Source organism: Streptomyces sp. NBC_01723, from assembly GCF_036246005.1.
Taxonomy (GTDB): Bacteria; Actinomycetota; Actinomycetes; order Streptomycetales; family Streptomycetaceae; genus Streptomyces.
This window is the reverse complement of the sequence record NZ_CP109171.1, coordinates 4,821,163-4,832,939: the sequence shown is the minus strand read 5'-3', so window position 1 is coordinate 4,832,939 and position 11,777 is coordinate 4,821,163. Positions and strand designations below refer to the sequence as shown.

The 11,777-nt window shown below is 67.7% G+C and carries 10 protein-coding genes and 1 tRNA gene; 1 reads left to right on the top strand and 10 read right to left on the bottom strand.

The features are described from left to right. Positions 1-38: 38 nt before the first annotated feature. The 10 genes from rpoB to OIE75_RS22415 all read right to left on the bottom strand — a co-directional run bounded on the left by rpoB (position 39) and on the right by OIE75_RS22415 (position 10,225). Complete coding sequence (gene rpoB / locus OIE75_RS22460; RefSeq protein WP_125492303.1) at positions 39-3,524, bottom strand: DNA-directed RNA polymerase subunit beta; 3,486 nt, start codon at positions 3,522-3,524, stop codon at positions 39-41. Positions 3,525-4,112: 588 nt separating this feature from the next. Further along, complete coding sequence (gene rplL, locus OIE75_RS22455; protein ID WP_064729330.1) at positions 4,113-4,502, bottom strand: 50S ribosomal protein L7/L12; 390 nt, start codon at positions 4,500-4,502, stop codon at positions 4,113-4,115. Between the two features lie 117 nt (positions 4,503-4,619). Next, a complete protein-coding gene (gene rplJ, locus OIE75_RS22450) occupies positions 4,620-5,150 on the bottom strand; it encodes a 50S ribosomal protein L10 (RefSeq protein ID WP_064729329.1) in 531 nt (176 codons plus the stop codon). A 307-nt stretch (positions 5,151-5,457) separates the two neighbouring features. Beyond that, positions 5,458-6,303 carry a DUF1396 domain-containing protein gene (locus OIE75_RS22445; RefSeq protein WP_307014546.1) on the bottom strand — a complete coding sequence of 282 codons (846 nt, stop codon included), beginning with the start codon at positions 6,301-6,303 and terminating at the stop codon, positions 5,458-5,460. Positions 6,304-6,431: 128 nt separating this feature from the next. Continuing rightward, on the bottom strand, positions 6,432-7,268 hold the full coding sequence (locus tag OIE75_RS22440) for a hypothetical protein (RefSeq protein ID WP_329471961.1): 837 nt from the start codon (positions 7,266-7,268) through the stop codon (positions 6,432-6,434). A gap of 144 nt (positions 7,269-7,412) precedes the next feature. After that, complete coding sequence (gene rplA, locus OIE75_RS22435) at positions 7,413-8,138, bottom strand: 50S ribosomal protein L1 (RefSeq protein ID WP_064729326.1); 726 nt, start codon at positions 8,136-8,138, stop codon at positions 7,413-7,415. 81 nt (positions 8,139-8,219) lie between these two features. Next, positions 8,220-8,654, bottom strand: a complete 435-nt coding sequence (gene rplK, locus OIE75_RS22430; protein ID WP_003974315.1) for a 50S ribosomal protein L11 — start codon at positions 8,652-8,654, stop codon at positions 8,220-8,222. Between the two features lie 179 nt (positions 8,655-8,833). Continuing rightward, a complete protein-coding gene (gene nusG / locus OIE75_RS22425; RefSeq protein ID WP_307014542.1) occupies positions 8,834-9,685 on the bottom strand; it encodes a transcription termination/antitermination protein NusG in 852 nt (283 codons plus the stop codon). An 80-nt stretch (positions 9,686-9,765) separates the two neighbouring features. Then, positions 9,766-10,044, bottom strand: coding sequence for a preprotein translocase subunit SecE (gene secE / locus OIE75_RS22420; RefSeq protein WP_307014541.1), 279 nt, complete (start codon positions 10,042-10,044; stop codon positions 9,766-9,768). A gap of 108 nt (positions 10,045-10,152) precedes the next feature. Beyond that, a tRNA-Trp gene (locus OIE75_RS22415) sits at positions 10,153-10,225 on the bottom strand. A 271-nt stretch (positions 10,226-10,496) separates the two neighbouring features. On the opposite strand from OIE75_RS22415, the gene OIE75_RS22410 reads away from it, so the two are divergent. Continuing rightward, positions 10,497-11,723 (top strand): pyridoxal phosphate-dependent aminotransferase, encoded by a 1,227-nt coding sequence (locus OIE75_RS22410; protein WP_329471960.1) that lies wholly within the window; start codon positions 10,497-10,499, stop codon positions 11,721-11,723. Positions 11,724-11,777 lie beyond the last annotated feature (54 nt).

The following is an 11,777-nucleotide window of genomic DNA, read 5'->3' as shown; positions in this document are numbered from 1 at the left end:
GGCGGGGCCTCTGCGGAAGAGGCCCCGCCTGACTCCCGTCAGACCTCTTCGACGCTGCTCGGCTCGCGCCGGGACAGGTCGATGCCAAGCTCCTCCGCGGCGCGGAAGACGTCCTCGTCGGTGTCACGCATCTCGATGGACATGCCGTCCGAGGACAGCACCTCCACGTTGAGGCACAGGGACTGCATCTCCTTGATGAGCACCTTGAAGGACTCGGGGATGCCGGGCTCAGGGATGTTCTCGCCCTTGACGATGGCCTCGTAGACCTTCACGCGGCCGGTCACGTCGTCGGACTTGATCGTCAGCAGCTCCTGGAGGGCGTACGCGGCGCCGTATGCCTCCAGCGCCCACACCTCCATCTCACCGAAGCGCTGGCCACCGAACTGGGCCTTACCACCCAGCGGCTGCTGGGTGATCATCGAGTACGGGCCGGTCGACCGGGCGTGCAGCTTGTCGTCGACCAGGTGGTGCAGCTTGAGGATGTACATGTACCCGACCGAGATCGGGTCCGGGAACGGCTCACCGCTGCGGCCGTCGAACAGCCGCGCCTTGCCGGTCGGGAGCACCATGCGCTCGCCGTCGCGGTTCGGGATGGTGTGCTGGAGCAGGCCGGCCAGCTCGTCCTCGCGCGCACCGTCGAAGACCGGGGTGGCGACGTTGGTGCCGGGCTCGACCTTGTCGGCGCCGATGGCCTGGAGGCGCTGCGCCCACTCCTCCGCGAGGCCGGAGACGTCCCAGCCGCGGCTGGCGAGCCAGCCGAGGTGGATCTCCAGGACCTGTCCCGGGTTCATTCGGGACGGGACACCCAGCGGGTTGAGGATGATGTCGACGGGCGTGCCGTCCTCCAGGAACGGCATGTCCTCGATCGGGTTGATCTTGGAGATGACGCCCTTGTTGCCGTGGCGGCCGGCGAGCTTGTCACCGTCGGTGATCTTGCGCTTCTGCGCCACGTACACGCGCACCAGCTGGTTCACACCGGGGGGAAGCTCGTCGCCCTCCTCGCGGTCGAAGACGCGGACGCCGATGACCTTGCCGATCTCACCGTGCGGCACCTTCAGGGAGGTGTCGCGCACCTCGCGCGCCTTCTCACCGAAGATCGCGCGGAGCAGGCGCTCCTCCGGGGTCAGCTCGGTCTCACCCTTGGGCGTGACCTTGCCGACGAGGATGTCGCCGGCGACGACCTCGGCACCGATACGGATGATGCCGCGCTCGTCGAGGTCGGCGAGGACCTCCTCGGAGACGTTCGGGATGTCCCGGGTGATCTCCTCGGGGCCGAGCTTGGTGTCACGGGCGTCGACCTCGTGCTCCTCGATGTGGATCGAGGAGAGGACGTCGTCCTGCACGAGGCGCTGCGACAGGATGATCGCGTCCTCGTAGTTGTGACCCTCCCACGGCATGAACGCGACCAGCAGGTTCTTGCCGAGCGCCATCTCGCCGTTCTCGGTGGCCGGACCGTCGGCCAGGACCTGGCCCTCGATGATCCGGTCGCCCTCGGCGACGATGACCTTCTGGTTGACCGAGGTGCCCTGGTTGGACCGGGAGAACTTGGCCAGGCGGTACGTGATGTACGTGCCGTCGTCGTTGGTGGTGGTGATGTAGTCGGCGGAGACCTCCTGGACCACACCCGCCTTCTCGGCCTTGACCACGTCACCGGCGTCGGCGGCGGAGCGGTACTCCATGCCGGTGCCGACGAGCGGGGACTCGCTCTTGATGAGCGGCACGGCCTGACGCATCATGTTCGCGCCCATGAGGGCACGGTTGGCGTCGTCGTGCTCCAGGAACGGGATCATCGCGGTCGCGACCGACACCATCTGGCGCGGCGAGACGTCCATGTAGTCGACGTCGTCACCGGGGACGTAGTCGACCTCGCCGCCACGACGGCGGACCAGGACGCGGGCCTCGGAGAAGCGCATGTCGTCGTTGAGCGTGGCGTTGGCCTGCGCGATGACGAAGCGGTCCTCCTCGTCGGCGGTCAGGTAGTCCACCTCGTCGGTGACCTGGCCGTCGACGACCTTGCGGTACGGCGTCTCGATGAAGCCGAACGGGTTGATCCGGCCGTACGAGGCGAGCGAACCGATCAGACCGATGTTCGGGCCTTCGGGCGTCTCGATCGGGCACATGCGGCCGTAGTGCGACGGGTGAACGTCACGGACCTCGAAGCCGGCCCGCTCACGGGAGAGACCACCCGGGCCGAGGGCGTTCAGACGCCGCTTGTGCGTCAGCCCCGACAGCGGGTTGTTCTGGTCCATGAACTGGGACAGCTGGCTGGTGCCGAAGAACTCCTTGATGGAGGCGACGACCGGCCGGATGTTGATCAGGGTCTGCGGCGTGATCGCCTCGACGTCCTGGGTGGTCATGCGCTCGCGCACGACGCGCTCCATACGGGCGAGACCCGTACGGACCTGGTTCTGGATCAGCTCGCCGACGTTGCGGATGCGGCGGTTGCCGAAGTGGTCGATGTCGTCGGTCTCGACGACGATCTCCCGGCCCGACTCGCCGACCGTCTCGGTCTCACCGGCGTGCAGCTTCACCAGGTACTTGATGGTGGCGATGACGTCGTCGGTGGTGAGCACGCCGGCGTCCAGCGGCTCGTCCGCGCCGAGCTTCTTGTTGACCTTGTAGCGGCCGACCTTGGCGAGGTCGTAGCGCTTCGGGTTGAAGTACAGGTTCTCCAGCAGCGTCTGCGCGGCCTCACGGGTGGGGGGCTCGCCCGGACGCAGCTTGCGGTAGATGTCGAGCAGCGCGTCGTCCTGGCCCTGGGTGTGGTCCTTCTCCAGGGTGGCGCGCATGGACTCGTACTCGCCGAACTCCTCGAGGATCTGCTCGGTGGTCCAACCGAGCGCCTTGAGCAGGACGGTCACGGACTGCTTGCGCTTGCGGTCGATGCGGACACCGACCATGTCGCGCTTGTCGATCTCCATCTCCAGCCAGGCACCCCGGGACGGGATGATCTTGGCGGAGAAGATGTCCTTGTCGGACGTCTTGTCGATGGAGGAGTCGAAGTAGACGCCGGGCGAACGGACCAGCTGCGAGACCACGACACGCTCGGTGCCGTTGATGACGAAGGTGCCCTTGTTGGTCATGAGCGGGAAGTCGCCCATGAAGACCGTCTGGGACTTGATCTCGCCGGTCTCGTTGTTGGTGAACTCGGCGGTGACGAAGAGCGGGGCCGCGTACGTGAAGTCGCGGTCCTTGCACTCGTCGATGCTGTTCTTCGGAGGCTCGAAACGGTGGTCGCGGAACGTCAGCGACATCGACCCGGAGAAGTCCTCGATCGGCGAGATCTCCTCGAAGATCTCTTCCAGACCGGACTTGGTGGGGACGTCCTGACCGGACTCCAGAGCCGACTCGACGCGAGCCTTCCACGCGTCGTTGCCGAGCAGCCAGTCAAAGCTCTCGGTTTGCAGCGCGAGAAGGTTCGGAACCTCGAGGGGCTCCTTGATCTTTGCAAAGGAGATGCGCAGCGGGGCGGTGCTGGCAGCGTTGTTCGTATTCGCGGTCGAGGCATTGCGCGAGGCGGCCAAGAGGGGGTCCTTCCGAGGGCTCGGACTCACTACGCGCGTACCGGTCCCTCTTCCGTGCACTAAGACAGGGGGTGCCAGATGTGGCTAAAGAGCCAGGTCGGGCATGCTCTGGTCGTCAGTGCTCGGGCGAGGGCGGACCCCTGGTGACGGGCAGGGGGCAGCTAACAGGCAGCGCAAAGGGTCAGTGTAGCCACTTGGCACACTGATGTCCAGTGCGGTTCTCGGGGACCGTGTTCACTCCTCGTTGTTCTCACCACCTGTGCGGCAAGGCCTCGCCCTCAACGCACCCAGATACTGCCCTCTTCGCCGTCGATCCATGCCTCGGATTCGGATCCTTGTGACGACGCCCTGAGAATTGCGCGCTGCGTGCGGTTCGTCAAGGCCCCCCTTGCCCAAACCGGTTGTCGCCAGGGGCTCTCAGGGCCCAGGCGACGGCACAACGAAGATCACCATACTCTCCGCCGTCACGCGTGCAAGGCAGCCGCCGCCGGACCCCCGGAACGCCGAAGAGCGACCACCCGGATGGATGATCGCTCTTCGGTGCTACGGCGTTACAGACCCTGACGGATCCGTGGTGCCTTCGTGGTCTTACTTGACCTCGACGGAGGCGCCGGCGCCCTTGAGGGACTCGGCGGCCTTCTCGGCGGCGTCCTTGGCGACCTTCTCGAGGACGGGCTTCGGGGCGCCGTCCACGAGGTCCTTGGCCTCCTTCAGACCCAGGGAGGTCAGCTCGCGCACGACCTTGATGACCTGGATCTTCTTGTCGCCGGCACCCGTGAGGATGACGTCGAACTCGTCCTGCTCGGCCTCGGCCTCGGCAGCGGCGCCACCAGCGGCACCACCGGCGACGACGACCGGCGCGGCAGCGGCGGCGGTGACGTCGAACTTCTCCTCGAAGGCCTTCACGAACTCGGAGAGCTCGATGAGGGTCATCTCCTCGAACTGGGCGAGCAGGTCGTCCTGGCTGAGCTTCGCCATGATGGCGGTCCTTCCACTAATTCGGCAGGTGCCGGATGTACGGGGTGAGGCGGGCGTACGTCGGCCCGCTGCGATCCGTGCCGCGCTCAGGCGGCCCGGATCAGAAAGCGAGCCGAATTACTCGGCACCGCCCTGCTCGTCCTGCTTGGCACGGAGCGCGTCCACGGTGCGGACGAGCTTCGAGGGCAGCGCCTGGAAGACGGAGGCAGCCTGGGACTGCTTCGCCTTGAAGGCACCGGCCAGCTTGGAGAGCAGAACCTCGCGGGACTCGAGGTCCGCAAGCTTCTTGATCTCGTCGGCGGACAGCGCCTTGCCGTCAAGGACACCGCCCTTGATGACGAGGTTGGGGTTGTCCTTGGCGAAGTCGCGCAGACCCTTCGCCGACTCCACCGGGTCACCGGTGATGAAGGCGACAGCCGTCGGACCATTGAAGTGGTCGTCCAGCGTCGAGATCCCGGCCTCGTTGGCCGCAATCTTGGTCAGCGTGTTCTTCACCACGGCGTACTGGGCGTTCTCACCGAGCGACCGGCGCAGCGTCTTGAGCTGCGCCACGGTGAGACCGCGGTACTCGGTCAGCACGGCGGCGTTGGAGCTGCGGAACTTGTCCGTCAGCTCGGCAACCGCGGCAGCCTTGTCGGGCGTCGCCATAGAGCCTCGGCCTCCTTCCGGGTGATTCGGACCGCGCGGACCCGAAGGAGGACTGGGGAAAACGAAACGCCCCGGCGCAGGCGCACGGGGCGTGGCTCGACCGTCGCTCACGCGCACGAGGCGCGGACTCCGGGAGCTCATCCACAGTCACCTGCGCGGGTCGTCCGCAGTTCAGCGGATCCTTCGGCCACCGTGTCCTCCAACGAGCACACGGCAACGACCAGCGGTCTTTGGCTTCTGTGGAAGCGTACGGGACCGGGGCAGTGTCAAGCAAATCCGCCCCTGCCGCCACCCCGGAGGGGGCGGCTCAGCCCTGCTGGGACTCCTTCATCATCTCGGCCAGGTCGACGGTGTCCTTGGCCGGCGGGGCGGTGACCTTCACCGGCTCGTTGAACCCCAGGAAGGTGATGGTCATGTCCAGCGGGCCCTTGGCGGCGTCGCCGCGCATGCGGAACTGCTTGGTGTGCTCGTCGCCGTCGATCCACGTGTCCATCGTGAGCTTGTCGAGGCCCATCTTCTCGTACTGCTCGAGGCTCTTCCGGCGCTTCTCCCGGGTGGCCTCGTCCTCGTCGGCGAGGGACTTCTCCAGGTCGGCGAGGGTGATCGTGCCCTTGTAGTGGGTGGTCTCGACGCCGTCGACGGTCTCGGCACCGACCTTCTCGACGTCCTTGGCCCCGGTGAGGAAGGTGGACTCGGTCGCCGGGTTCTTGTCGGCCTGGGAGGCGCCGCCCAGCTGGTCCAGTTCCTCGCCGTCGGCGCCCAGCGCGGCCAGGTCGAACTTCATCCAGCTCTTGCCGTCCATCTCCTTGGCGGCCTCGGCGCCGCCGCCGATGTACATCGCCTTGTCGACGAGCCGGATCTCCGCGCTCTGGCCGCCGCCCTGGTCCAGCGCCGTCATCTTCATGCTCATCGCGAGCGTGGGCTTGATCCGCATCTGCGCCTCGGCCTTGACGCGGCCCTCCTCGGGCGCCCGGCCGGTCATCCGGTAACGGATGGAGTCGATCTCCTCGGTGTTCTTCGCCGCCTTGGCGACGGCCGCCGCGGGCGTCATCTCCGGGGACTCGTCGGTCCCGCCGGAACAGCCCACGGCTCCGGCGGCGAGGAGCAGCGCGGCCGCGGAGGCGCCCACGGGCACACGTACGGAAGACTTCATCGGTATCCCCCCACAGGATTCAAGGAGTACAGGTGACGCGCAGCAGACGCACAGCCGGCGCACATCGGATCTCCACATCAAGGACGCGAGCGTATCCGAGATGGTTCGAATGATCTTGTGATTTCCCGCTAGCGGTCCTGCGCCGCCAGCAGTTCCTTGAAGTCGGCCGTGTCCGCGGCCGGGGGGCGCTCGGCGGAGACCTCGACGCCGTAGTCGCTGTAGTACGCGGTCTGCGTCAGCTCCCCGGTCTTCGTCCGCCCCCGCTCGACCTTCTTGACCAGCAGGTTCCGGTCGTCGACCCAGATGTCGACGGTCTGGGCGGTGGGCCCGCCGACCGTGCCGGACCAGTGGGTGGCGCGTCGGCCGCGCGTCTTCTCCTCACCCACTTTGCGCACGTCCTTGGCGGTCAGCAGCTGCTTCACCGCCTGGTGGGGCGTGGTGTTGCGCATCTGGTCCGCGAACCCGGCGCCCGCGCCGCCGCCGAGGTCCTCCAGGTCGGCGTAGACGTACTTGATCCAGTGCCGGCCGCCGACCCGGGCGGCGAACTCGTCGCCCATGCGGGCGTAGTAGGCGTCGGCCAGGTACCGGGCCTCCATCGCGGTGGTGCCCAGCCGGCGCATCGTCTCGGCGGTGGTGCCGCCGGTGTACGTGATCATGAGGGTGCCGGTGAGGCCGTCGTGCCAGCCGAGGGCGCCGGTGGCCTCCAGGGACAGCTCGCTGCCCATCACGGTCGTGGACTCCACCCGCGCCGAACCCGCCCGGCCGGTCGCCCGCTCGACGGCGTGCAGGGCGTCGGCCGAAGGACCGGTGAGGGCCGGAGGGCCGGAGGACGCCGGCGTTGAGGACCGCGGAGCCGGGGAGGCCGGGGCGGCGGGGTCCCCGGAGGACGTGCAGGCGGTGACGCCCGCCAGCATGACCGACACCGCGACCGAGACGACCGTACGGCGTACCGTCGTGCCCCTCATCCGCCCACCCCCTGTGCCCCGTGCGCCCCCTGCGCCTCGTGCGGGGGTCCCCTGCCCGCACGCTAGCCCAGGGTCGCGGGAAAAGGGACGGGCCCCGCACCTCGGAGGTGCGGGGCCCGTGAACCGGTTGGGCGAGCCGTTGGCTCAGACCGCCGCCGGGTCCTCCTCGGTGAGGAGGTTGCGGGTGCGGTTGGAGTCGACCGGGATGCCGGGGCCGATCGTGGTGCTGATCGCGGCCTTCTTGATGTACCGGCCCTTCGCGGCGGACGGCTTGAGACGGAGGATCTCCTCCAGCGCCGCGCCGTAGTTCTCCACCAGCTTGGTGTCGTCGAACGACGTCTTGCCGATGATGAAGTGCAGGTTCGAGTGCTTGTCGACGCGGAACTCGATCTTGCCGCCCTTGATGTCGTTGACAGCCTTGGCGACGTCCGGGGTCACGGTGCCGGTCTTGGGGTTCGGCATGAGACCACGGGGACCGAGCACGCGGCCGAGGCGGCCGACCTTGCCCATGAGGTCCGGGGTGGCGACGACGGCGTCGAAGTCCAGACGGCCCTTCGACACCTCGTCGATCAGTTCGTCGGCGCCGACGATGTCGGCGCCCGCGGCACGCGCGGCCTCGGCACGGTCGCCGGTCGCGAAGACCAGGACCCGGGCGGTCTTGCCGGTGCCGTGCGGGAGGTTCACGGTGCCACGGACCATCTGGTCGGCCTTGCGCGGGTCGACACCCAGGCGGAAGGCGACCTCGACGGTGCCGTCGAACTTGCTCGTGGAGGTCTCCTTGGCGAGACGGACGGCCTCGAGCGGGGCGTAGAGCTTGTCCCGGTCGATCTTGGCGTCCGCAGCGCGGAGAGACTTGCTGCGCTTGCTCACTACTGCTCCTGTTGGCTTCTGAGGAGTCGTGGTGCGGGCCGAGCCGGCCCTGCCACTACTGCTTGCTTACGGGGGTGGAGGTCAGCCCTCGACCGTGACGCCCATGGAACGGGCGGTACCGGCGATGATCTTCTCCGCCTGGTCCAGGTCGTTGGCGTTGAGGTCGGGCATCTTGGTGGTGGCGATCTCACGGACCTGGTCACGCGTGATCTTCGCGACCTTGGTCTTGTGCGGCTCGCCGGAGCCCTTCTCCACACCCGCGGCCTTGAGGATCATCTTCGCGGCCGGCGGGGTCTTGGTGATGAAGGTGAAGGAACGGTCCTCGTAGACCGTGATCTCCACGGGGATGACCCAGCCACGCTGCGACTCGGTCGCGGCGTTGTAGGCCTTGCAGAACTCCATGATGTTCACGCCGTGCTGACCCAGCGCGGGGCCGACCGGCGGAGCCGGGTTGGCGGCACCGGCCTGGATCTGGAGCTTGATGAGCCCCGTGACCTTCTTCTTCTTGGGAGGCATAGCTCTCCGGGTCCTTTCGATTCGGGTCCTGCCCGCGTTCGGGAGCTACCCGGACACAGGCATACCGCACAACGATAGCGGGTATAGATGCGCGGCCAAAAACCGAGCAGGTCAGGCGCCCGCTCGCACGAGGGCCTGACCTGCTCGGACGCTGTGGCTCCAGCCGAACCTGTGACGAACTAGTTCTTCTGGATCTGGTCGAAGCTCAGCTCGACCGGGGTCTCGCGGCCGAAGATCTCGACGAGGCCCTTGACCTTCTTCGAGTCCGGGTTGATCTCGTTGATCGTGGCCTGGAGCGTGGCGAAGGGGCCGTCGGTGACGGTGACCGAGTCGCCGACCTCGAAGTCCAGGACCTGGACCTCGACCTTCCGCTGCGGCGCCGGCTTGCCCTCGGCCTCGGCGGCCTCGCGGGCGGCCTTCTCCTCGGCCTCCGGGGCGAGCATCTTGACGATCTCGTCCAGTGTCAGCGGGTAGGGGTCGTAGGCGTTGCCCACGAAGCCGGTGACGCCGGGGGTGTTGCGGACGACGCCCCAGGACTCGTTGGTCAGGTCCATGCGGACCAGGACGTAGCCCGGCAGCTTGTTCTGGCGGATCGTCTTGCGGTCGCCGTTCTTGATCTGGACGACCTCTTCCTGCGGCACCTCGGCCTGGAAGATGTAGTCCTCGACGTTCAGCGAGACGGCGCGCTGTTCGAGGTTGGTCTTCACGCGGTTCTCGTAACCGGCATAGGTGTGGATCACGTACCACTCGCCGGGGAGGACGCGCAGTTCGCGGCGGAGCGCCTCGATCGGGTCCAGCTCGGGCTCGGCCTCCGCGGCCTCGTCCGCCTGCTCGGCGGTGTCGTCGTCCGCGGCTTCCGCGGTCTCGTCCTCGGCCTCTGCGGTCTCGTCCGCGTCGACGACGGTGTCGTCGGCAGCCTCGGCCTCGGCGGAGGCCTGGGTGTCCTCGTTGCCGGCGCCCTCGACGGTGCCGGGCTCGTCCTCGACGGACTCGACCGGCTCGAAGGCGTCGTTCACGTTCGGGTCAGACACGGTGGCTGCTTCTTCCTGGATACATAGGGGTGGAACACGCGAAAGGGGCGCCGGGTACCTCGGCGCCCTTCGCTCTCGACTCAGCCGAAGACGTACTTGGCGGCGTGAGAGAAGCCATAGTCAATCAGAGTCACCAGGCCGATCATGATGACCACGAAGATGATCACCACGGTGGTGTACGTAGTCAGCTGATTCCGGGTCGGCCAGACAACCTTGCGGAGTTCCGCGACGATCTGGCGGTAGAAGAGGGCGAGCCGCTTGAGGGGGCCCTTCTTGCCGCGCTTGCCGCCCTTGCGGGACTTCTTGTCCGCCTCGTCCTGGGCATCAGGCATGTCGATGGAGCCCACGGCGTCCGTCACTCGTCCTCACCTGATTCCGGGTCGTGGCCGTGCCGCGCCCGGTTGGAGCCGCACGGCGGTGCATTGCTGTACGTACATGCGCACACATCCTGGCGATGGTGTGTGTAGCAGGGCCGGAGGGACTTGAACCCCCAACCGCTGGTTTTGGAGACCAGTGCTCTACCAATTGAGCTACGACCCTTTGTGTGTCCACCAACGTACCGCATCCACTCGGATGCTTGGTGTGCACCGAATGATCGCGGGCTGCTGAAGGCCAACGAGGTGAGAGTGTACGTGCTCACGGGCCGGGCGTCGAACAGAATGGGGCGGCGAGGCGCCCCGCCAGGGGGCCTCGGCCGAAGATCGCCCAGGCGGGCGCGGGGTTCCGGACTGTTGTTCTGGACCGTGCCCCGTCCTGTTCAGTCCGTGAAACCCGTGTGCCGGTGCGGTTTCCGGTCTGGAACGATGGGGCCATGAGCGCTGCAACCCCTCCCACCGAGCGCCGGGTCTCCGCCCGAGTCGGCGCGATCTCCGAGTCCGCGACCCTCGCCGTGGACGCCAAGGCCAAGGCCCTGAAGGCCGCCGGGCGTCCGGTGATCGGCTTCGGCGCCGGTGAGCCCGACTTCCCGACGCCGGACTACATCGTCGAGGCCGCCGTCGAGGCGTGCAAGAACCCGAAGTACCACCGCTACACGCCGGCCGGCGGGCTGCCCGAGCTGAAGGCCGCCATCGCCGCGAAGACGCTGCGCGACTCCGGCTACGAGGTCGACCCGTCGCAGATCCTCGTCACCAACGGCGGCAAGCAGGCCATCTACGAGGCGTTCGCCGCGATCCTCGACCCGGGCGACGAGGTCATCGTCCCGGCGCCGTACTGGACGACATACCCGGAGTCGATCCGGCTGGCCGGGGGCGTGCCCGTCGAGGTCGTCGCCGACGAGACGACCGGCTACCGGGTGAGCGTGGAGCAGCTGGAGGCCGCGCGCACGGACAAGACCAAGGTCGTCCTCTTCGTCTCGCCGTCGAACCCGACGGGGGCCGTGTACAGCGAGGCCGAGACCGAGGCGATCGGCCAGTGGGCCGTCGAGCACGGCCTGTGGGTGCTCACCGACGAGATCTACGAGCACCTCGTCTACGGCGACGCCTTCTCGGTGTCCATGCCGGCGCTGCTGCCCGAGCTGCGCGACAAGTGCATCGTGGTCAACGGTGTCGCGAAGACGTACGCGATGACCGGCTGGCGGGTCGGGTGGGTCATCGGCCCGAAGGACGTCGTCAAGGCCGCGACGAACCTCCAGTCGCACGCCACCTCCAACGTGTCCAACGTGGCCCAGGCGGCGGCCATCGCCGCGGTCTCCGGCGACCTGGACGCCGTGGCGAAGATGCGGGAGGCCTTCGACCGGCGCCGCCAGACCATCGTGCGGATGCTCAACGACATCGACGGCGTGGTGTGCCCGGAGCCCAAGGGCGCGTTCTACGCCTACCCGTCGGTGAAGGCGCTGGTCGGCAAGGAGATCCGCGGCAAGCGTCCGCAGGACACGGTCGAGCTGGCCGCGCTGATCCTGGAGGAGGCCGAGGTCGCGGTGGTGCCGGGTGAGGCGTTCGGTACGCCCGGGTACCTGCGGCTGTCGTACGCACTCGGCGACGAGGACCTCGTCGAGGGCGTGAGCCGGATCCAGAAGCTGCTGGCGGAGGCCCGGGACTGACCCCACCCGCTGCCGCGACAGAGCACTCCGGAACGTTCCGGAGTGCTCTGTTTG

Bases quoted from the DNA above. Each gene is read 5' to 3' on its own strand.
- OIE75_RS22445 (WP_307014546.1), bottom strand. From the start codon at position 6,303: ATGAAGTCTTCCGTACGTGTGCCCGTGGGCGCCTCCGCGGCCGCGCTG.
- rplL (WP_064729330.1), bottom strand. From the start codon at position 4,502: ATGGCGAAGCTCAGCCAGGACGACCTGCTCGCCCAGTTCGAGGAGATG.
- OIE75_RS22410 (WP_329471960.1), top strand. From the start codon at position 10,497: ATGAGCGCTGCAACCCCTCCCACCGAGCGCCGGGTCTCCGCCCGAGTC.
- rplK (WP_003974315.1), bottom strand. From the start codon at position 8,654: ATGCCTCCCAAGAAGAAGAAGGTCACGGGGCTCATCAAGCTCCAGATC.
- OIE75_RS22440 (WP_329471961.1), bottom strand. From the start codon at position 7,268: ATGAGGGGCACGACGGTACGCCGTACGGTCGTCTCGGTCGCGGTGTCG.
- rplJ (WP_064729329.1), bottom strand. From the start codon at position 5,150: ATGGCGACGCCCGACAAGGCTGCCGCGGTTGCCGAGCTGACGGACAAG.